Source organism: Dubosiella newyorkensis (assembly GCF_001945605.1).
GTDB classification, from domain to species: domain Bacteria; phylum Bacillota_I; class Bacilli_A; order Erysipelotrichales; family Erysipelotrichaceae; genus Dubosiella; species Dubosiella newyorkensis.
In genome coordinates this window covers 1-17,814 of record NZ_MPKA01000062.1, presented here as the reverse complement: position 1 = coordinate 17,814, position 17,814 = coordinate 1, and the positions used below count along the sequence as shown (strand labels likewise).

The window sequence follows — 17,814 nt, the reverse complement described above, 5'->3', positions numbered from 1 at the left end:
TAAGCGGGGCGTAAACAAACTTCTAAAAACGTAAACGGACGTAAACAAACTTAAAAACTTTGTTTACAGGAAAAACACGATAGCTAAAGCGGAAATGGTGATTTTGTAAACAAAGTAAACAAACTTTAATCAGTAAAGTAATAAAAGTAGGTATATAGGAATTATAGAAATAAAGGGGGTATAGAAATTCTATAAATCCTATAAAGTACACTTTTTTAAAGTTTAGAAACAGGGGTGACTTTGTTTACATTTGTTGCCGTACGCATAGATAGGAGGAGAAAAGTGGAGTACGAAAGAGATGTTGAGAAGTATTTGAAGGAAAGAATCGAAGCGAAGGGAGGTCTGTGCTGGAAATTCACATCACCAGGAATGCAGGGCGTTCCGGACCGGTGGTGCACTTTGTACGGGATCCAGTTTTTCGTTGAATTGAAACGCGACTCTGGCCGCTTATCGAAAGTGCAGAAATATCAGATCCAGCAGCTTCAGCATCAAAACGTTCCGGTCTTCGTGATCTGGAACAAAGAGATGGTTGACAGAATGATGTGCGCGCTGAGGTTCCGGAGGGAAGTATGACCGTATTCCGCCCGCATTCGTACCAGGCGAAGGCGATCGCGTGGGCATTGGATCGGCCCACGTGTGGCCTGTTCCTGCCGATGGGCGCCGGCAAGACGGTGTCGACTTTGTCCGTGATCTCGGAGCTTCTGATGTTCGATGTCCAAAAGGTCCTGATCATCGGTCCGAAACGCGTCGTTGAATCGACGTGGCCGGACGAGATCCAAAAGTGGGACCATACCCGGTTCCTGACCTGGGCTTTGATCACAGCGCCGATGGCCAAAGGCAAGGCGGCGATTCCTTCCGGAAAAGACATCTATCTGGTGAGCAAGGACAATGTCGCCGATCTGATCGATCACCTTGATCAGCGATGGCCGTTCGAGCTGGTCGTGATCGATGAGCTGTCGACTTTCAAAAGTCCAAAAGCCAAGCGCTTCAAGGCCCTGCGCCGTGTGATGCCAGCGACGAAGCGATTCATTGGGCTGACCGGAACTCCTGCCCCGAAAGGCATCCCTGATCTTTGGGCGCAGATCTATTTGATGGATCAGGGGGAACGCCTGGGAAAAACACAGCGAATCTTTCAGGCCCGATATTTGTATCCGGCCCGGATGAATGGCCATGTCGTATACGACTGGGGCGTGAAAGACGGAGCGCAGGAGCAGATTTATGACACGGTCGGCGACATCTGCATGAGTATCAAGCAGTCGGAATGTGCCGATCTTCCTCCCGTCACCTATATCGACCGTTTGATCGATCTTGGAGTGGCTTTGCAGAAGTACAAAACGTTTAAACGAGAGAAGATCCTGGAAGTGTGTCAAGGACAGATGGACGACGCGATCATGGCCGCCAATGCTGGCGTCCTGACCTTGTTTCTTTCGGAATTTGCTTCCGGACAGATCTATACATCCGATCACAAAGATGTCCACACGCTGCATGATATGAAGCTCCTGGAGCTGGAAGACTTGATGACTTCCGCCAATGGCCAGCCAGTCATGGTCTTCTACTATTTCAAGCACGAAGCCGATCGGATCCGAAACCATTTCGAAAAGCAGTACAGCGTGCGCGCCTTGGACACGCACCAGGACATCGAAGACTGGAATGTCGGCAAGATCGACATGCTGCTGGTCCATCCTGCCAGTGCCGGGCATGGACTGAACCTTCAAAAAGGTGGCCACATTGGTGTGTGGTACAGCTTGCCAAACTGGAACCTTGAGCTGTACCAACAAGCCAACGCCAGGATCTATCGTCAGGGACAGCAGGATCCTGTCGTGATCTATCACATCCTGGCAAAGGGCACGATCGATGAAGACATGCTGAGAGCCCTCCAGTCGAAAGAGGTCACTCAGCGCACTCTTCTGGACGCGTTAAGAAGATGAAAGAGGCATAGAAGATATATGACAGAACTAGAACAAGAAAAAGAACGCAGGGAAGCGTTCATGAAAACCTATGGGGTCTCTGAAGAAGAGATGGACTTCTTTGAATACATTGACGGGAGGTTCGAGCTGCTGAAGATCATCATTGCTGCCTTAATAGTTCTATTAGTTCTTGCAGTTTTAGCAGCAATAGCGTTGTAGCTACAGAAACGAAAATTGGAATAATGATGGAAGTTAGGATTTTGTCAAAGAGACGGTTTCTTTTCCATACGCAGTACCGCCAATAACGAGTTGTTAGGGTGTACAGAGCCTTGGGATTATCGCCTTCGGTTTTAAGAGTATCGCAGAAAGGATAGCTTGCCGTGATAAATCTCAAGCCTAGCAGAGAAACCAGTGAACGTCCCAAGAAACTTCCATCGACTCCTTTTCGGAATCGCATAAGAAAGAGCTTGAATTTTTCGGACAAAAACAGATTTACGTTTGAAAAGTCTTCGTTCATATCGGACCTCCTATGGACGAATTATAACAACTTAATTAGAAAGCAGGACGAAAAAATGAAACTTACAAAAAATGAAACTAAGCTTATCGCCTCGCAGAGGCTTAAATCTCTGTACATAACCGCAGATAGAGTTATCGGTGTCTTAAACAACGAAAGAGCACCTGAAGATCAGTACAAGAAGTACACGAAAAGATTGAAAACCGCATACAAAGAGGCATGTAAAGCTTTGGAAGATCTGATCGGTGGAGACCTCTGATGGGCAGAAGAAAGAAACGCGTCGGGGACAGTGTTTATATTACGGGTTCGATCAGCGGTGATTATTTTGTGGTTCAGGCCGCAACGATCAGGTCTATTGCGGAGACCGGTAGCCACCCTATCAAAGTGCAGATCGATGGAATAGGCGATACGACATATTGTTCCGAGGAGCAAATCCTTTACACACTGAAACAGGCTAAAGAGCAGGTCACCAAGAATTTTGAAAAGCTGCAGAGCGCCAGGATCAAGGAAAAAGCGGAACAGCAGGCGAAAGAAAGAGAGAAGAAGATTATGGAAAAATTAAAGATAAGTACAACAGAAGAAGTGCCAACAATAAGTGCATGTTTAGAAAAACAAAATGCGCTGCCAACATTTGAAGAGGTAGCGGATGCGTTTTATTCATTGGCTGAGATTGGAAAACAGGGGGAGAGCCATGCGCGCGATGTGGTCATCGGCCTTGCTGAAATCGCCTTGTTTGAGAAGATCAAGCACGGTTGCGTTTGGGGGAAAGACCAATGATCGGAGCAGGAAAACTCGATTTGATCGAGAAGGCTAGAGGGATCTTTACAGCCGAAGGTTATGAGATAAGACGTGTGGGTCTTGCTATCGATATCATGCGTAATGGCAGACAATTTGCCCATATTTGGCCAGCTTCTCCAAACACTTTGGCGGTAGGGATCACATCCGGACTATGGAGCGGAGTCCATCGGGACCGGACAATCAAGCATGCGCTGCTGCTGATCAAGGACGCTATGCAGGAGTCGGAAGCATGATCAAGTTTCTTTTTGGATTCGCCTTTGGTATCTATATCGGAATGGGAATCATGTCAATGCGCATTGTGGCACGAAAGGGAGATGAGGATTATGACAGGACTAACGAAGCTGGTGATTGATTCATATCGTCACAAGTATGAGTACCAGAAATGTATTGACCGACTGACTTTGGAGATCGAGGTGATAGAAGAGGAAATGATGGGGCTGACTCATTCCGGGATCGAACTGACCGAGGAGCAGGCTAAGAGCCCGCTTCCCATGCCGACCACGACGTCCCCGAGCCACTCGAACGGTCGCTTATTGGATCTGATCGAGAAGAAGACCGAAAAGGAGGTGCAGATCGATGCGCTGACGCTGTCGCTGCAGCAGGCGGATGTCGTCAAGAAACTGAGCGTGGAGGACCAGAGGCTGCTGCAGGATCTGTATCACTCTTGCCGATCGGCAGAAGATGTGGCTGGCGATCACGGCTATTCAAAGCGGGGAATGTATAAGCACATCAACGTGGTGATTGAAAAGGTATTGTAAACCAAGCTTGGCTGTTATAGTTGCAAAATTGCAAGCAAAATGGATATACTATGTGTACAAGGAGGTTAAATTATGAAACAGAATACTTTTAAAAGAGAGTTAAAGAAAGCGTTTATTTCAGGTTTGGCTTCTTTTATGGTCATTTGGCCGCAGCCTTTAAAATTGCCGAATGTAGCTGGAAGAAGGCAGGACGCCAAACAGATCCAGAAAGATTGGGAGAATGTAGGGAAGTCCTTGAAATGGGCGATGAATGATTATGAAAGACAATACAAAAACGGATAATGAACCGCTTACGCCGACTGAGCAGGATAGTGAGATTCAGCAGGTTGAAGCCGAGATTGATAAGCTTTCACCTCGACAACGAAACTTAGTTATAGAACGCTATGAGGAGAGCAGTCAAATATATGAAGGCCCTCTTCCTCCGGCTTCTGAACTGATCAAGTACAATGAGGCCCACCCCGATGCAGCGGATCGGATAATTGCTATGGCGGAAAAAGAGCAGGAAGCAAGATTGGTAAACGCTACGTATATGCTTCGAGAAGATGCGAAAACGAAGAAACGTGGTCAGTTTATGGGCTTTATAATAGCACTGATTGTGCTGGGCGGGGGGATGTTCCTCTTATCGCAGGGGCGCGCTCTTGAAGGCTTTACAACTCTTGTCGGCGCGGCGGCGACGCTGGTATTTATTTTTATTAGCGGGAGATACCAAGGATCCGATAAGGATGGAGATAAGTAACCGGGAGTCGATCGACTTCCGGTTATTTTTTTTCTGAAAGAGTACACTAGTGAACCGTGTCAAGGTGCTATAATAGTATCATCAAGAAATGTAAAAAGAGCACCGGAAAAGCCAAGTGCTATTCGATGCGTGAACATGCGTGTCGATGCGTGTCGATGCGTGATCAAGTCGGGAGTCTGTTGATTTTCGGCTTTTTCATTTACATGAAACATAGATGACGTTAACAAAAACATAAAAAAGATTGTTTTTACTTTGTATAAACACAAGAAAATGATACAATGTCTATACAAGGTATAAATTTTGAAGGAGGATTTATAAATGACGAAAGGACTTACCGTAGCAAAATGGGGCAACGGTAGAGGCGTTAGGTTGCCACAAGCTATATTGAATTTACTGTCGATTGATATCGGCGATGAACTGCTGTTAGAGGTGGAGGGCGATAAAATCGTATTAACACCTGCTAAACCAAAAAAGATCAAAACTTTAAAAGATTTGTTTGCTAGTTATTCAGGCCCATCTTATCAAGAACTATTCGGAGATGAGATGGAGGCTTGGGAAGGTATGGATTATGAAGGAAAAGAATCCATATAAAGAGAAAGGAGATTTATGAATAAAACGAATTTTACGGAAGGAGATATTATATTTTTAGAATTTAGTCCAACTAAAGGGCACGAACAACGAGGGCATCGCCCCGGAGTAATTGTGTCAAATGACACATACCACCAAAAAACAGGGATGTACTTGGTTTGTCCTATTTCTACAAACAACAAAGATTTCCCTTTGCACATTGCTCTAGAAGGAACAAAGGATGTGAAAGGGAAAATTTTTTGCGAACACGTCCGGGCAATGGACTTGGATGCCAGAAACGCAAAAAAAATAGAGGAGTGTCCACCAAACATCCTCGAGAGCGTAAAAAATATTATTCAACTTTTTCTGATTTGATAGTAAATCAGATAGCTTAGAAATGCAAACAAAATCATTATAAAGTTTAGATAGCGTCCAACTTGGGCGCTTTTCTTTTGGATGCGGACTATGAAAGGAAAGGAGGGGGTTCCATGACTGACAAACAAAAGCTGTTCGTTGATGAGTATCTGAAATGCATGAATGTGACCAGAGCCTATAAAAAAGTCTACAAGACTGTTCGAAGCGATTCGGTCGCCCGCTCGGCAGGGAACCGGCTTCTTTCCAAACCGGACGTCAAAGCCTATAAAGAACAGCGGATGCAGGAGATCCACGACGAGAATACTGCCGATATCCAGGAAGTCATGGAATACTTGACGGCTGTAATGCGCGGAGAGCAGAAAGATGAAGTTCTTACGATGAACGGAGATATCGAACTTCTTCGATCGAACACGAAGGAGCGGAACAAAGCGGCGGAGCTGCTGGCTAGATCGTATGGAGCTTTTGAAAAGAACGTAAACCTCTCGATCGAGGTTCCTGTCTTTACAGGAGAGTCCGACCTTGAAGACTAGGACCGTATATCTTCCAAATCTGGTCGGCAGAGGATACAAACAGTTTTGGGACTTTCGTGGCAGATACCGGGTAGTAAAAGGATCCCGCGCGTCCAAAAAATCCAAGACTACGGCTCTATGGTTTATTTACAACTTAATGAAATATCCAGGATCCAACCTGCTGGTGGTCCGGAAGACGTATCGGACACTCAAAGACAGCTGCTTCACCGATCTGCAGTGGGCGTGCGAACGGCTGCATGTGGCGCACCTTTGGGATTTCAAACTTTCCCCTCTCGAAGCCACTTACAAGCCGACGGGGCAGAAGATCTTGTTCCGGGGCCTGGATGATCCGCTTAAAGTCACATCGATCACTGTATCGGTAGGCGTTCTCTGCTGGGGATGGATCGAAGAAGCATATGAGCTCATGAGCGAGGACGATTTCAACATGCTTGACGAGTCGATCCGAGGAGAGCTTCCAAAAGGCCTTTGGAAACAATGGACCTTGACTCTGAATCCGTGGAACGAACACCATTGGATCAAGAAGCGTTTCTTCGATACACCGGATCCAAATGTGCTGGCGATCACGACCAACTATCAATGCAACGAATGGCTCGACGAAGCCGATCTGAAGCTGTTCGAGGATATGAAGAAAAATAATCCAAGACGCTATCAGGTAGCCGGTCTTGGTCATTGGGGGATCGTGGAAGGGCTGGTATTCGAGAACTGGCAGGAGGCCGAGTTCACGCTCGATGACGTTCAGCAGTGCGAATCGATCAATGGGCTGGACTTTGGATACTCGAACGATCCGGCAGCCCTCTTTATCGGATTTATCGATCAGAAGAGAAAGAAGATCTTCGTTTGGGATGAAGTATACAAAAAAGGACTGACCAACCGAAAGATCTATGAAGAAGTGACGAAGTCAGGCTACGCCAAGAAGAAGATCGTGGCGGACAGCGCCGAACCCAAATCGATCGATGAGCTGAGAGGGTACGGCCTCCGTGTGGCAGCTTCGGTCAAAGGACCCGACTCCATCAATCACGGGATCCAGTTCATCCAGGACTATGAGATCCTTGTCCATCCGCGCTGCGTCCATTTCATTACGGAAATTTCCAACTATACGTGGGATAAGGACCGGTTTGGCAAAACGATCAACCGTCCGATCGATGATTTTAACCATTTGATGGACGCGATGCGATACAGCGTCGAGCGCTTCTCGAAAGGAAGCCCAAAATTGAAAACGTTCAAAGGAGGAATATGATGACACGATCAAAAAACCCCTATCAGCTTCCGGATCCGCTTGTATGCGATCCAAGCCGTATCCAAAACGGCATATCGATGGAGCTGGTCGAAGAATATATCAAACTGCATAACAAACGAAAACAAAGATATCGGTACCTGGAGATGATGTACAAAGGGTTTCACGATATCTTTTTTTCTCCAAACAAGCCGAATTGGAAACCGGACAACCGGCTTGTGGCCAATTTCCCCCGTTACATTACCGACACCTTCATGGGCTATGCTTATGGCAACCGGATCAAGAAGACACATCCCGATCAGACCGTTTTGGACACGATCACTGCATTCGAAGATGCCAATGAGATCTCGGATCATGAGTTCGAGCTCTTGAAATATGTTTGTATTTTTGGTCATGCTTTCGAATATCTCTACCAGGACGAGAAGAGTCAAACAAAAATGACGGCCGTCAAACCAGACGAGTTGTTTGTGGTCTATGACGATACGTTGAAGCAGCGCGCCTTGTTCGCGGTGCGCTACGGCTATCACGAAAACAACAGCCAAACCAGCAACGATCAAAATCTTGGCGATATGTATGGCGAGATCCTTACGAGAGACTCGATCATCGCGTTCGATGGCGAAAAGAAAGAAGATACGCAAGAAAATCCCTACGGATACATTCCTGTGGTTGAATACCGTCTCAATGACGAGCGGATCGGATTGTTCGAAACAGTGGGCGGACTGATCGAAGAGTATAACCGCGTGATCTCTGAAAAAGCAAACGATGTAGAGGCATTCGCAGAGGCTTATCTAGCGATCCTGGGAGCCGAAGTCGACGAGGATAACGTAAAACGCATCCGGGACGAGAGAGTCATTAATTTTTACGGTACAGACAACGCCTCGGACGTCGTGGTCCAGTTTTTGACCAAACCCACGGCAGACGGAACACAAGAAAACCTCCTCGATCGGCTGGAGAAGCAGATCTATCAGATCTCGATGGTCGCAAACATCAGCGATGAAGCTTACGGCAACGCGACCAGCGGAGTTTCACTGGCCTACAAGCTGCAGGCCATGAGCAATCTGGCGCTTGGATTTGATCGAAAAATTGAAAAATCGCTGAAAAAGCGGTACAAGATCTTCTGTTCGCTGGCTACAAACGTGCCCGATCCGGATGCTTGGAAAGAAATCGTGATCACGACATCTAGAAATATCCCGAACAACCGGGCAGAAGAGACTTCGATCGCAAAGGATGCCGAAGGCCTTGTATCCAAACGGACCCAGCTTTCGCTGCTATCCTATGTCGACGATCCGGACGCCGAATTGGAACGGATCCAGGAAGAAGAGACGAAGGACAGCGAGCTCATCCAGGGACTTTTTGCGGAACACGATCATGAGGAAGTAGACGATGGCGAAGCCGGAATCGAAAAGTAGCGCCGACTATTGGCGCGAGCGGGAAGAAGAGCAGCGGAAACACAATATCCAAGAAGAGAAGACATACAGCCAAGAGATCGAACGCATCTACCGACAGATGATGAATGAAATCGAGATCCAGATCAACAATTTCTACACTCGATACGCCACAAAAGAGGGAATCACCTATGCAGAAGCGAAAAAAAGAGTCTCTAAACTGGATATAAAAACGTATGCCGAGCTCGCTAAAAAGTATGTGGCCGAGAAAAATTTCTCCGATCAGGCCAATGAAGAGATGAGACTTTACAATCTCACGATGAAGGTGAACCGGCTGGAGCTGTTGAAAGCCAACATCGGAATGCATCTGGTCGGCGGCTTCGACGAACTGCAGCGTTTCTTTGAAGAGAAGCTGACCAAGCGCACGATCGAGACGTTCAAACGGCAAGCCGGTATATTAGGTCGTACGGTCCATGACAATGCCCGCTACGCACATTCGATCGTGAACGCCAGCTTTCACAACGCGACTTGGAGCGACCGGATCTGGAAGCACCAGGATATATTAAGAAACGAGCTGGGGAACCTTTTATCGACCGGACTCATTCAGGGACGCAATCCAAAAGAATTGGCGCGGACGCTTCGAAAAAAGATAAAATCGAGCGTATACGACGCGAACCGTTTGATGATCACAGAAATGGCACGGGTTCAAACGGAAGCGCAGCGCCGATCGTTTGAAGAAAACGGATTCGATCAATATACGTTCCATTCCCTAGGGACGGCTTGCCCGCATTGTTTAGCGATCAACGGGAAACATTTTGACATGAAGGATATGCAGCCAGGCGTGAACGCTCCGCCTATGCATCCGAATTGTGTTTTGCCTGACACGCAAATAATCGCCCCTGATGCAGAGGCGATTATGAAAAGCGAATATTCAGGAGATGTAGTCGAGATTAGAACGGCCGATGGAGCTCGACTTACCGTCACACCTAATCACATAATGCTTACAGCGAGAGGCTGGGTCAAAGCGAAGAACCTTATCAAGGGAGATAAGGTAGTCCGTTATTGCGGTAATGTCGGTAGTGATGTTATTGGTGAACCAGCAAATCACGATAGCTCTACCACTATCGAAAATCTTTTTGCTTCGATCGTTAAATCGAATAGCATGACGACCTTTCGAATGCCAGTGACCTCCGTAGACCTCAAGGGCGATGTAATCCCCGATAGCGAAATCGACATTGTATTTATCAATGGCGAATTGAGGGATAAACTTAATTCCTCTTTTTCTAAGTTCATCAGCGATAGAAGCCTCGTAGGCACTATCAAATTGAACGAAAGATTTTTGCCTTTTGAAAGCTCGTTGTCAAAGTTCCTCACTGGAATAGGTATAACCTCTGATGGCATTATGGGCGGCCTCAGAGTTGCGGATATTCTCTTCTCGGGTTCTCTTACTCATCATGAGTTGGTTAGCCTGCGTTTGAGTTCTGATTATGACACCAGAATCAAGGAGTCGTCTACGAATCGTGGGGCGACTTACTCCGAATTGCTCGGAAATGGCTTTTTCGCTCATTCCGGAAACATAAAGGTCGGCGATCTTAGTACTGTCGAGATCGATACGGACTCCAGGCAATTTGACTCCATTGGCTTTCATAATCCTTTCGATCGTGTATCTATGAACGCCGTAAATATTAGAAATTTCGTTGACTGTTTTCCCACTTTTGTAAAGTTCGATAACGTTGATTTCATCAATGTTGTGCCTTTTTCTGGTCATGTATATGATGCCTCCTGTTTATCTACATTATACATTGCTAACGGTTTTGTAACTAGTAATTGCAGATGTTCTACTTCTGCTTATATCGAGCGCACGGATTTCGGTGTGAGCGACGAAGAGGTCAAACTATTCGACGAGTGGACCGAGACATATGACAAGCACGGGCTGAGTTGGAGGGATTGGAATAGTGAAAGGGAGAAGTGGAAAAAAGAGGTTGATCTACATCAATTAACCCTTCTTCAATGGATAAAAGAGGTTAGATTGCCCAGTTATTTTATTGAATTTAATAAGCAAGCTCTATTGAATATCAAGGGAGAAATTAGAGAAGATAAAATAATCATAACCGGAGAACAAAAAAGGCATATTCTTGAAAGGCACCCTGAAGCTTACAAGTTGGTTATGGGTGAGCTATGTACGGCTTTAAAAGATCCAGATTATATTCTTGCAGATAAAAAAGAAAATACAGGAAAGATATTAAAGCGTTTTGAATCAGAAGGTAAATATATCCTTGCTGTGTTAAGGTTAAATAATGATGAGGATCACCCAGATTTTCTTAGCTCAATAATCACATGTTGGATGATGTCGGAAAGAAAAACATCTAAAATTATCAAGAAAGCCGAAATACTTTACTCAAAGAAATAAAGTGCTAAAATATAAATACAAAGAGGCTTTCGAGGATGTGAAACGATCCTGCAAACATCAGCACCGAAGTGGTCAAAAGCGAACCGGGGGAAGGCGGGGCCCGGCGAAAGTTTCTTAATTTAAGAAGCCGTGTATCAATCGACACGGTTTTTTATTCTGTAAAAAGGAGGTAACCATGGCACACAACGATATGCAGGTCGTCATCTGCAAGATTTTGATGTACCTATACGAATGTCTGAAAGCCGGGAAGACTCCGCAATGGTCGGATTTGCAATACAATTCGAAATTAATCGAGATTCCGGAAGCATATTGGAAGGTTATCATTTCAGAGCTGATCCGCTCCGGATTCATCGAAGGGTTGATGGCATACCGGACGAAAAACGGATCGGGTTGGGTTGATAATGGAATCCATATCACGTTAAAAGGCGTGGAGTACTTGGAAGAAAATCAGGGGATGACGAAAGCCAAGGATTTTCTCGGCCAATCATTCTTTGTTGTTTTAGAAGGCGTTATCGCTGGGCTTACCGCAAAAATTTAATTTCTTTAGCCGTGTAATGTGCACGGTTTTTATTTTGTCAGAAAGGAAATTCAATGGAAACAATCATGAAATCTATTACAGCCGTCCTTATGACGGCTTTTCTTATGGCCGGAATAGCTGGATGTACAGAGGTCGATAAAGTCCGACATAATTTGTCTGATGAAGCCGACAACTTCAATATTCAACGACGCTTGACCGTGATCAACAACAGGACCGATACTGTCGTTTTTGAAATGGAAGGCACATTCGCGTTGGATACATCAGAGCGCGGAGAGCTCGAAGTCACTTGCGAGGTGGCGAAAGGGGTGTATAAACGACACTTTATCCATGTGTCTGACGAAACAATCTATGTGATGGAAGACATTTCAGGCGCCAACTCGGATCCATACCATTATGAATTAAACTTTTTGCCAGAATGGGGTGTCAAAGTAACACATGACGATTAGGAGGAGATCACGAATGACAAGATATCTACCAAGGCTTTTTACGATCCTGTTTATTGGGATGTTCGCTTTGAAAACCTTCTTCGGCTTCGATCTATCCTGGTGGATCGTATTCTCGCCGCTGTATCTGCCTTTTGTTATCGTATTTTCATTAGCATTCCAGAAGGCACTGCTAGAGCTGTTCGAGGAGAACAAGCTATGATCGACATCAAAGTAGAGCGGCGAAGAAAAGAGTTCGTGATCACGATCACGGGGCATGCTCAATACGCAGAACCTGGAAAAGACATCGTGTGCAGCGCAATCTCAGCGCTATTTGAAAATCTGATCCAGTCGATCGAAGAGTTGACGGGTGCCTGTATCTACCATGATCAGACGGAGGGCTGGCATCAAATTTATGGCAATCACGCGGAGGATGATGCGATCCTGCTGGTCGAAAGTTTTCGGCTCGGCTGCATGAGTATCGCCAGCGCGTACCCTGATCATGTTAAATGCGCATACATGAAAAAGGGATAGAGGGCAGCGGAATTCGTTGTCCTTTTTATATGTCCAAACGTTCAAGACGTTAAAAGGTACGGAAGTCAAACATTGTGACGTAAAACTATGGGAGGTAAGAAAAATGTTTATTGTGAAACCATTCAACTTGCAGCTTTTTGCGGACGAGACAGATGCTCCACAGGAGCAAACCGCTCCGGACGCTAAAGAAAACGCACCGGAAGAGGAAAAAAGGGAGAAGACGTTCACCCAGGCAGAACTGGACCGGATCGTGAAGGAGCGTTTGAAACGGGCTGAAAAAGAGAACCAAAAAAAGATCGAGGAAGCTCGGACAGAAGCGCAAAAGCTTGCAAAGATGAACGAAGAACAAAAAAAGGCGTATGAACAGGAAAAGATCCAGACGGAAAACGAGAACTTGAAAAACCAGATCGCGCAGCTGGAAAAGCAAGCCCAACGTACTGAACTTTCCAAGAGCGCTGCCACGATTCTTCAAGAGAATCACAAGATCACGGCTACCCAGGATATCCTGGACTTCGTAGTCGGAGAAACTGCCGAAGATACGAACGTGCGGATCGAGAAGCTCGTGTCGGTCATCAAGGCAGATCGTAAAGCAGTCGAAGCTGAAAGGGCACTGGGACGAACTCCGAAAATATACCGGACCGACCATGAAAAGCCAAGCCCTTTCGAAGCAAAACTGAATAAGTATAAACGATAGAAAAGAGGTAAAAAGTATGAAGCGAATGAAAAAGATCAATCTTCAGATGTTTGCGGATGAACCGCAAAATTCGAACATCCGGGTGTTCAGCAAGGAGTTTAAAGAACTCATGTTAGCCGTATTCGGTGTACAAGCCCAATTCAATGACTTTTTCGTTGGAGGGAAGATCGATGTGGTGGATGGCGTTCGGGATTCCGCGACGGCATTCAGTGTCAAGACGTCGGATATCCCGGTCACGATCGGGACTTACAACAAAGGCGAAAATGTCGCGTTTGGTACCGGCACTGAAAGCACATCTCGTTTTGGAAACCGCACGGAAGTCATCTATAAAGATACCGATGTTCCGTATACAGCAGAGTGGGCTTTCCACGAAGGTGTAGACCGGTCTACGGTCAATGCCGATTTTGAACAAGCTATCGCCGATCGCCTCGATCTGCAGGCACAGGCTGTGACTGAGGAACTAAACGGTAAGCATGCAGCATTCATTTCGAAGAGCGCTTCGAAAACGATCGAAGTGAGCAGCATCACGAAAGATACGGTCGCCGCATTGTTCAGTGAGTTGTCCAAATACTTCACGAACGTCAAAGCCAAAGGTAAGAGAATCGCTAAAGTAACACCAGATGTATATAACGCGATCGTAGACAGCGGGCTGACAACAACGAGCAAAGGATCCACAGTGAATATCGATGACAATGAAGCACGCAAATTCAAAGGCTTTGTCATCACGGAAGTTGCAGAAGACTATTTTGGGGAGAACGAAGTTGTCTACGCTTACATCGAAGGCATTGCTAAGGCATTTACCGGTATCAACACGACTCGTACGATCGAAGCGCAGGATTTTGATGGCGTTGCGCTTCAAGGACATGGTAAGTCTGGCGAGTATATTCCGGAAGTTAACAAGAAGGCTGTCGCTAAAGTCAAATTGACTACGACTGCCACGCCGTCCTCGAAGTAGCAGCGAGAAACGTAGGTGAGAGACGTGGAAACGTTGCAGACGATCAAATTGATGCTCGATCAGCGCGATGAAGCGAACGATGACCAACTCAAAGCGGTCCTGAATCTCGCGCAGGCGCGCCTCCTCGTGCTCCTGGGCGTTCAGACGATGCCAGAGGAGCTGTCCTACATCCTGGTCGAAGTCGCGATCAAACGGTTCAACCGGATCGGATCGGAAGGCGTGGCAAGCCATTCGATCGAAGGCGAAAGTATGACGTTTACCGATGATGACTTCGCGCCATTCGAAGATGATATGCAGGCATGGAGGTCCAAACAACACGACCAGAAGAAAGGGCGGGTGCGGTTCCTATGAGATACGACACCCCGATCTTCTTTCAGAAAATCGAACACGGCGCGTATGACGCCGCAACAGGCAACTACGGACCGCAAACGATCTCTGAAACGCGACGGATGGCCAGCGTCTTTGATACGGGCGTTGACATGATGCGTCTGATCTACGGCCGAATTGAGGATGGTAGCGTAACTGCCCACATCCAAAATCATTACGATCGGGCGTTCGATCGGATCCGGATCGGCGAAAAACTTTACAAAGTGGAAAGGGCACGCAATCTGCGCCATAAGCAGACGTTCGTGCTTACGGAGGTACAGGAATGAGGCTTATATGCGATATTAGTGGGCTGAACGAGATGCAGCGGAAACTGATCAAGGCGGCGGATCCAGCAAAGATCACACGAGCTGTGGCTCAAAACACTTCGGAAATGCAAGGGCGCGCACAAGATCTTTGCCCAGTCGATACCGGAACATTGAAGCGGAACATTGGCCTTGAAATGCGAGATGGCGGAAAGACGGGGGTCGTTTTTGCCACACCGCACTATTCCGAATATGTCGAGCTGGGCACTCGATTTATGAAGGCGCAGCCATATATGGAACCGGCGTTCAACGCCCAGAAAGACCGCTTCATTATCGACTTGAAAAAGGCGGCGATCAGTGATCTATGAGTCCACAACAAGAGTTATTCAGCCAGTTTCGTGTGGCACTTGAAAAAGCGTTCCCAGATCGGGTATACGATGGAGATTTGCCTCCCGAGGACACGCCGTACCCTTTCATCTACATTGGCAATACGCAGGATTCTGCCTCTTATCAGGTGAAAGGCGGCTTTTTCGGCCGGGTAAATATTACAATTCACGCGTGGACGAACAACATTCGAGCGAGGGGCGATTTTTCCTCCTTGCTTTTTGGAATTCGCCGTATCGCACAATCGATCGACGCCTCGCCCTCTTACGGCTGGTGCATGTCTGGAGGAGACGAAGACATTTTGCCAGATGATACGACATCGGAGCCACTGATGCATGGGCTGGTGAATTGTGAGTACAAATATTGGAGGAAATAAGATGAAAACAAAAATTGATTTCAACAAGGTCAATATTCAGAATTTTGACTTGCAGATCTTTGCGGCCGAACCGGTGCAGGGATCGAAAATTATGTATTTAGTTCGTGTCCTGGAAGATTTGACAAAAGAAGCGGCGATGATTCTGGCATTTCAGACGGAAGGATCGACCAGCATTTCCAAGGACGCGGACAATGTTGTAACAAAGTCTGGATCAGTTCGTGTTCCAGGAGGAGCAGAGATTGAGATCACACTGAACGCTCTTTTCGCTAAAGGCGACGAGAACGTTAAAAAGGTAAAAGCGGCTTTATTGAAAGATAAGGTCGTTGAGGTCTGGGAAATTAATACAGCGATCGAAGGTACGGGAGAGAATGCAGGGAAATACGAATCCTGCTACTATAACGGCTATATTACGGAGTTTGAACTGACCGCAAATGCGGAGGATTTTACTGAGTATTCTTTAACGGTCGGTGTTTTTGGCGAGCCTAAAGATGGCTACGCGACCTTGACACAGGAACAGCTGGAAGCGGCTCAGTACGTATTTAAAGACACAGTAGTTCAAACCGCTGCCGAGAGCAATTCATAAGGAGTCTTTAAACGACTCCTTTTTATTTTTAAAAAGGAGAAAAAATATGGAAATCACGATCAAAGATAAAGTGCACCAATTGCGGGCTACATTTGGGTTTTTAGCAGAAATCGACAGAGAGATGCTTGGCGAAACTTCCAAGAAGGACAACCCGACGATCGGGGCTGGAACAGGACTGGCACAGGCTGTAATCCAATGGCAGGAGGTTGGTGATATTTGCGCGCTGCGCGATATCGTTTACAGCTTATGCAATCACGAGGCCAAGGAAAGGCCGACGAAAAAGGACATTGAAGGCTATCTCGAATCTTGCGAAGACTTGGATATCTTTAGCGACGAGGTGATCAGTTTTTTGTACAAAGCGAATGTCTGCAGGAAGGCATTGAAGAAAATGGCCGATCCGATGGGCGCGGCCGTGAAAGAGGAAATGGACAAGCTGAAACAGGGCGAGCTGAAAGCATAAGCACCCAAGAGCTGATCGACGAGGTGGCAGCCAACTGTTTTCGCTTTTTCGGTTACAACACAATGAAGCAAGCTCTCGACCTGGATATGCATGAATATCGCCTCTTGTGTGAAGCTCAGGCATTGAAAAACGTCGATCTCGATTATCGGATCCACGAGCTGGCTTACGCGAGCAACAAGGCTTCCTTACGGGATAAAAAAGGGCGCCTGATCTACGCGAAATTCACGAAACTGTATGACTATGAGCGCGCGTTGGACCGCTTGAAAAAGAAGCAAACGAAGAAAAAGGAAATGTCACCACAGTTGGAGGCTTATAAAAGGTTTCTGGCTCAAAAGAACAAAGGAGGCGATGGGTCATGAGTTCAACACAACATAAGATCGAGGCGATCCTTAGTGCACGCGACGAAGGGATGACCAGGGCGTTATCAAGGATCGAGACCGTATTATCGGAGTTGAACACAACGGTAAAGAAAATCGGCGACATCATGATCAAGGCGCAGTGTAGATGTCAAGTTAAAAATGTACAAATTCGATGAGATAAAAATGCTCAATTTTGTTTGAAAGATACTGAAGGATCTTTTCGATCCTTCTTTCGATTTTGACCAATTGCTTTATTCCTGTTCGGTGTGCGGCTTCTTCTTGATATGGTCTTTCATACGGTAAGACTTTCCGGTAATGGACACGACATGCGCATGATGCAGGATCCTGTCCAGGATCGCATTGGCCATAACGGGGTCCTGAAATATCTCGTCCCATTCGCCAAAGCCGATATTGGTTGTCAGTATCGTGCTTTTCTGTTCGTATCGTTTGTCGATCAGCTGAAAGAACAGTTTCGACTCTTCTTTTGTGATCGGCAGATACCCGATTTCGTCGATAATCAGCAGCTTGTACCGGCTGTAATTCTTCAAACGGTTTTCCAGCCGATTTTCTTCGTTGGCTTTTCTCAGCTGCTGGATGAGGTCGTGGCATTTGATGAAGTAGGTGCTGTTCCTCTTCTTCCGGCTCCGATTCCCAGGCTCACGGCCA

The 17,814-nt window shown here is 46.5% G+C and carries 30 protein-coding genes; 29 read left to right on the top strand and 1 reads right to left on the bottom strand.

Going from position 1 to position 17,814, the window contains the following annotated elements:
• Window positions 1-282 precede the first annotated feature (282 nt).
• The 29 genes from BO225_RS05475 (at window position 283) to BO225_RS05335 (ending at window position 17,324) form a co-directional block, all read left to right on the top strand.
• Complete coding sequence (locus BO225_RS05475) at window positions 283-573, top strand: PDDEXK family nuclease (protein ID WP_016319013.1); 291 nt, start codon at window positions 283-285, stop codon at window positions 571-573.
• Entirely contained in the window at window positions 570-1,928 is a 1,359-nt protein-coding gene (locus BO225_RS05470; RefSeq protein ID WP_076341257.1) for a DEAD/DEAH box helicase, read from the top strand. The genes BO225_RS05475 and BO225_RS05470 overlap by 4 nt, the downstream gene beginning before the upstream one ends.
• An 18-nt stretch (window positions 1,929-1,946) precedes the next feature.
• Window positions 1,947-2,126, top strand: coding sequence for a hypothetical protein (locus BO225_RS05465; RefSeq protein ID WP_016319011.1), 180 nt, complete (start codon window positions 1,947-1,949; stop codon window positions 2,124-2,126).
• A gap of 353 nt (window positions 2,127-2,479) precedes the next feature.
• Window positions 2,480-2,680, top strand: a complete 201-nt coding sequence (locus tag BO225_RS12100) for a hypothetical protein (RefSeq protein WP_016319009.1) — start codon at window positions 2,480-2,482, stop codon at window positions 2,678-2,680.
• The gene (locus BO225_RS05455) at window positions 2,680-3,198 is read left to right on the top strand and encodes a hypothetical protein (protein ID WP_016319008.1); all 519 of its coding nucleotides are present in this window, start codon (window positions 2,680-2,682) and stop codon (window positions 3,196-3,198) included. Before BO225_RS12100 ends, BO225_RS05455 begins: the two co-directional genes overlap by 1 nt.
• Window positions 3,195-3,452, top strand: a complete 258-nt coding sequence (locus tag BO225_RS05450; RefSeq protein WP_076341256.1) for a hypothetical protein — start codon at window positions 3,195-3,197, stop codon at window positions 3,450-3,452. The genes BO225_RS05455 and BO225_RS05450 overlap by 4 nt, the downstream gene beginning before the upstream one ends.
• Before the next feature lie 90 nt (window positions 3,453-3,542).
• Window positions 3,543-3,977, top strand: coding sequence for a hypothetical protein (locus BO225_RS05445; protein ID WP_143356773.1), 435 nt, complete (start codon window positions 3,543-3,545; stop codon window positions 3,975-3,977).
• A gap of 72 nt (window positions 3,978-4,049) precedes the next feature.
• Window positions 4,050-4,259, top strand: coding sequence for a hypothetical protein (locus BO225_RS05440; protein ID WP_016319004.1), 210 nt, complete (start codon window positions 4,050-4,052; stop codon window positions 4,257-4,259).
• On the top strand, window positions 4,234-4,713 hold the full coding sequence (locus BO225_RS05435) for a DUF2335 domain-containing protein (RefSeq protein ID WP_158023792.1): 480 nt from the start codon (window positions 4,234-4,236) through the stop codon (window positions 4,711-4,713). The genes BO225_RS05440 and BO225_RS05435 overlap by 26 nt, the downstream gene beginning before the upstream one ends.
• A 318-nt stretch (window positions 4,714-5,031) precedes the next feature.
• Window positions 5,032-5,304 carry an AbrB/MazE/SpoVT family DNA-binding domain-containing protein gene (locus BO225_RS05430; RefSeq protein WP_016319002.1) on the top strand — a complete coding sequence of 91 codons (273 nt, stop codon included), beginning with the start codon at window positions 5,032-5,034 and terminating at the stop codon, window positions 5,302-5,304.
• A gap of 15 nt (window positions 5,305-5,319) precedes the next feature.
• Window positions 5,320-5,655, top strand: a complete 336-nt coding sequence (locus BO225_RS05425; protein ID WP_016319001.1) for a type II toxin-antitoxin system PemK/MazF family toxin — start codon at window positions 5,320-5,322, stop codon at window positions 5,653-5,655.
• Window positions 5,656-5,768: 113 nt separating this feature from the next.
• A complete protein-coding gene (locus BO225_RS05420) occupies window positions 5,769-6,185 on the top strand; it encodes a terminase small subunit (protein WP_076341254.1) in 417 nt (138 codons plus the stop codon).
• A complete protein-coding gene (locus BO225_RS05415; protein WP_076341253.1) occupies window positions 6,175-7,422 on the top strand; it encodes a PBSX family phage terminase large subunit in 1,248 nt (415 codons plus the stop codon). The genes BO225_RS05420 and BO225_RS05415 overlap by 11 nt, the downstream gene beginning before the upstream one ends.
• Entirely contained in the window at window positions 7,422-8,828 is a 1,407-nt protein-coding gene (locus tag BO225_RS05410) for a phage portal protein (RefSeq protein ID WP_076341252.1), read from the top strand. Before BO225_RS05415 ends, BO225_RS05410 begins: the two co-directional genes overlap by 1 nt.
• A complete protein-coding gene (locus BO225_RS05405) occupies window positions 8,803-11,214 on the top strand; it encodes a minor capsid protein (protein ID WP_076341251.1) in 2,412 nt (803 codons plus the stop codon). The genes BO225_RS05410 and BO225_RS05405 overlap by 26 nt, the downstream gene beginning before the upstream one ends.
• Window positions 11,215-11,389: 175 nt before the next feature.
• A complete protein-coding gene (locus BO225_RS05400) occupies window positions 11,390-11,752 on the top strand; it encodes a YjcQ family protein (protein ID WP_076341250.1) in 363 nt (120 codons plus the stop codon).
• Window positions 11,753-11,817: 65 nt separating this feature from the next.
• Window positions 11,818-12,198, top strand: a complete 381-nt coding sequence (locus tag BO225_RS05395; protein WP_076341335.1) for a beta-sandwich lipoprotein — start codon at window positions 11,818-11,820, stop codon at window positions 12,196-12,198.
• Between the two features lie 13 nt (window positions 12,199-12,211).
• Window positions 12,212-12,397, top strand: coding sequence for a hypothetical protein (locus tag BO225_RS05390; protein ID WP_076341249.1), 186 nt, complete (start codon window positions 12,212-12,214; stop codon window positions 12,395-12,397).
• A complete protein-coding gene (locus BO225_RS05385; protein ID WP_076341248.1) occupies window positions 12,394-12,708 on the top strand; it encodes a ribosomal-processing cysteine protease Prp in 315 nt (104 codons plus the stop codon). Before BO225_RS05390 ends, BO225_RS05385 begins: the two co-directional genes overlap by 4 nt.
• A gap of 103 nt (window positions 12,709-12,811) precedes the next feature.
• Window positions 12,812-13,402 (top strand): capsid assembly scaffolding protein Gp46 family protein, encoded by a 591-nt coding sequence (locus tag BO225_RS05380; protein WP_076341247.1) that lies wholly within the window; start codon window positions 12,812-12,814, stop codon window positions 13,400-13,402.
• A gap of 16 nt (window positions 13,403-13,418) precedes the next feature.
• Entirely contained in the window at window positions 13,419-14,357 is a 939-nt protein-coding gene (locus BO225_RS05375; protein ID WP_198936104.1) for a hypothetical protein, read from the top strand.
• Between the two features lie 15 nt (window positions 14,358-14,372).
• Entirely contained in the window at window positions 14,373-14,708 is a 336-nt protein-coding gene (locus BO225_RS05370) for a phage head-tail connector protein (RefSeq protein ID WP_076341246.1), read from the top strand.
• Window positions 14,705-15,010 carry a hypothetical protein gene (locus BO225_RS05365; protein WP_076341245.1) on the top strand — a complete coding sequence of 102 codons (306 nt, stop codon included), beginning with the start codon at window positions 14,705-14,707 and terminating at the stop codon, window positions 15,008-15,010. The genes BO225_RS05370 and BO225_RS05365 overlap by 4 nt, the downstream gene beginning before the upstream one ends.
• On the top strand, window positions 15,007-15,354 hold the full coding sequence (locus tag BO225_RS05360) for an HK97-gp10 family putative phage morphogenesis protein (RefSeq protein ID WP_076341244.1): 348 nt from the start codon (window positions 15,007-15,009) through the stop codon (window positions 15,352-15,354). The genes BO225_RS05365 and BO225_RS05360 overlap by 4 nt, the downstream gene beginning before the upstream one ends.
• A complete protein-coding gene (locus tag BO225_RS05355; protein WP_076341243.1) occupies window positions 15,351-15,746 on the top strand; it encodes a DUF3168 domain-containing protein in 396 nt (131 codons plus the stop codon). Before BO225_RS05360 ends, BO225_RS05355 begins: the two co-directional genes overlap by 4 nt.
• Window position 15,747: 1 nt before the next feature.
• Window positions 15,748-16,329: a phage major tail protein, TP901-1 family gene (locus tag BO225_RS05350; RefSeq protein ID WP_233120292.1), complete on the top strand. Its 582-nt coding sequence runs from the start codon at window positions 15,748-15,750 to the stop codon at window positions 16,327-16,329.
• A 46-nt stretch (window positions 16,330-16,375) separates the two neighbouring features.
• Window positions 16,376-16,789, top strand: coding sequence for a tail assembly chaperone (locus tag BO225_RS05345; protein ID WP_076341242.1), 414 nt, complete (start codon window positions 16,376-16,378; stop codon window positions 16,787-16,789).
• A gap of 62 nt (window positions 16,790-16,851) precedes the next feature.
• Window positions 16,852-17,148 (top strand): hypothetical protein, encoded by a 297-nt coding sequence (locus tag BO225_RS05340; RefSeq protein WP_143356772.1) that lies wholly within the window; start codon window positions 16,852-16,854, stop codon window positions 17,146-17,148.
• Entirely contained in the window at window positions 17,145-17,324 is a 180-nt protein-coding gene (locus BO225_RS05335; protein WP_076341240.1) for a hypothetical protein, read from the top strand. Before BO225_RS05340 ends, BO225_RS05335 begins: the two co-directional genes overlap by 4 nt.
• Before the next feature lie 75 nt (window positions 17,325-17,399).
• Here the strand turns inward: BO225_RS05335 and BO225_RS05330 are convergent.
• On the bottom strand, window positions 17,400-17,814 hold a 415-nt coding region (locus tag BO225_RS05330), incomplete at its 5' end, for an ATP-binding protein (RefSeq protein ID WP_158023790.1).

Excerpts from the sequence above, each read along its gene's own strand:
- BO225_RS05470 (WP_076341257.1), top strand. The coding sequence starts at position 570 with ATGACCGTATTCCGCCCGCATTCGTACCAGGCGAAGGCGATCGCGTGG.
- BO225_RS05465 (WP_016319011.1), top strand. The coding sequence starts at position 1,947 with ATGACAGAACTAGAACAAGAAAAAGAACGCAGGGAAGCGTTCATGAAA.
- BO225_RS12100 (WP_016319009.1), top strand. The coding sequence starts at position 2,480 with ATGAAACTTACAAAAAATGAAACTAAGCTTATCGCCTCGCAGAGGCTT.
- BO225_RS05455 (WP_016319008.1), top strand. The coding sequence starts at position 2,680 with ATGGGCAGAAGAAAGAAACGCGTCGGGGACAGTGTTTATATTACGGGT.
- BO225_RS05450 (WP_076341256.1), top strand. The coding sequence starts at position 3,195 with ATGATCGGAGCAGGAAAACTCGATTTGATCGAGAAGGCTAGAGGGATC.
- BO225_RS05445 (WP_143356773.1), top strand. The coding sequence starts at position 3,543 with ATGACAGGACTAACGAAGCTGGTGATTGATTCATATCGTCACAAGTAT.
- BO225_RS05440 (WP_016319004.1), top strand. The coding sequence starts at position 4,050 with ATGAAACAGAATACTTTTAAAAGAGAGTTAAAGAAAGCGTTTATTTCA.
- BO225_RS05435 (WP_158023792.1), top strand. The coding sequence starts at position 4,234 with ATGAAAGACAATACAAAAACGGATAATGAACCGCTTACGCCGACTGAG.
- BO225_RS05430 (WP_016319002.1), top strand. The coding sequence starts at position 5,032 with ATGACGAAAGGACTTACCGTAGCAAAATGGGGCAACGGTAGAGGCGTT.
- BO225_RS05425 (WP_016319001.1), top strand. The coding sequence starts at position 5,320 with ATGAATAAAACGAATTTTACGGAAGGAGATATTATATTTTTAGAATTT.
- BO225_RS05420 (WP_076341254.1), top strand. The coding sequence starts at position 5,769 with ATGACTGACAAACAAAAGCTGTTCGTTGATGAGTATCTGAAATGCATG.
- BO225_RS05410 (WP_076341252.1), top strand. The coding sequence starts at position 7,422 with ATGACACGATCAAAAAACCCCTATCAGCTTCCGGATCCGCTTGTATGC.
- BO225_RS05405 (WP_076341251.1), top strand. The coding sequence starts at position 8,803 with ATGGCGAAGCCGGAATCGAAAAGTAGCGCCGACTATTGGCGCGAGCGG.
- BO225_RS05400 (WP_076341250.1), top strand. The coding sequence starts at position 11,390 with ATGGCACACAACGATATGCAGGTCGTCATCTGCAAGATTTTGATGTAC.
- BO225_RS05395 (WP_076341335.1), top strand. The coding sequence starts at position 11,818 with ATGAAATCTATTACAGCCGTCCTTATGACGGCTTTTCTTATGGCCGGA.
- BO225_RS05390 (WP_076341249.1), top strand. The coding sequence starts at position 12,212 with ATGACAAGATATCTACCAAGGCTTTTTACGATCCTGTTTATTGGGATG.
- BO225_RS05385 (WP_076341248.1), top strand. The coding sequence starts at position 12,394 with ATGATCGACATCAAAGTAGAGCGGCGAAGAAAAGAGTTCGTGATCACG.
- BO225_RS05380 (WP_076341247.1), top strand. The coding sequence starts at position 12,812 with ATGTTTATTGTGAAACCATTCAACTTGCAGCTTTTTGCGGACGAGACA.
- BO225_RS05375 (WP_198936104.1), top strand. The coding sequence starts at position 13,419 with ATGAAGCGAATGAAAAAGATCAATCTTCAGATGTTTGCGGATGAACCG.
- BO225_RS05365 (WP_076341245.1), top strand. The coding sequence starts at position 14,705 with ATGAGATACGACACCCCGATCTTCTTTCAGAAAATCGAACACGGCGCG.
- BO225_RS05360 (WP_076341244.1), top strand. The coding sequence starts at position 15,007 with ATGAGGCTTATATGCGATATTAGTGGGCTGAACGAGATGCAGCGGAAA.
- BO225_RS05355 (WP_076341243.1), top strand. The coding sequence starts at position 15,351 with ATGAGTCCACAACAAGAGTTATTCAGCCAGTTTCGTGTGGCACTTGAA.
- BO225_RS05350 (WP_233120292.1), top strand. The coding sequence starts at position 15,748 with ATGAAAACAAAAATTGATTTCAACAAGGTCAATATTCAGAATTTTGAC.
- BO225_RS05345 (WP_076341242.1), top strand. The coding sequence starts at position 16,376 with ATGGAAATCACGATCAAAGATAAAGTGCACCAATTGCGGGCTACATTT.
- BO225_RS05340 (WP_143356772.1), top strand. The coding sequence starts at position 16,852 with ATGAAGCAAGCTCTCGACCTGGATATGCATGAATATCGCCTCTTGTGT.
- BO225_RS05335 (WP_076341240.1), top strand. The coding sequence starts at position 17,145 with ATGAGTTCAACACAACATAAGATCGAGGCGATCCTTAGTGCACGCGAC.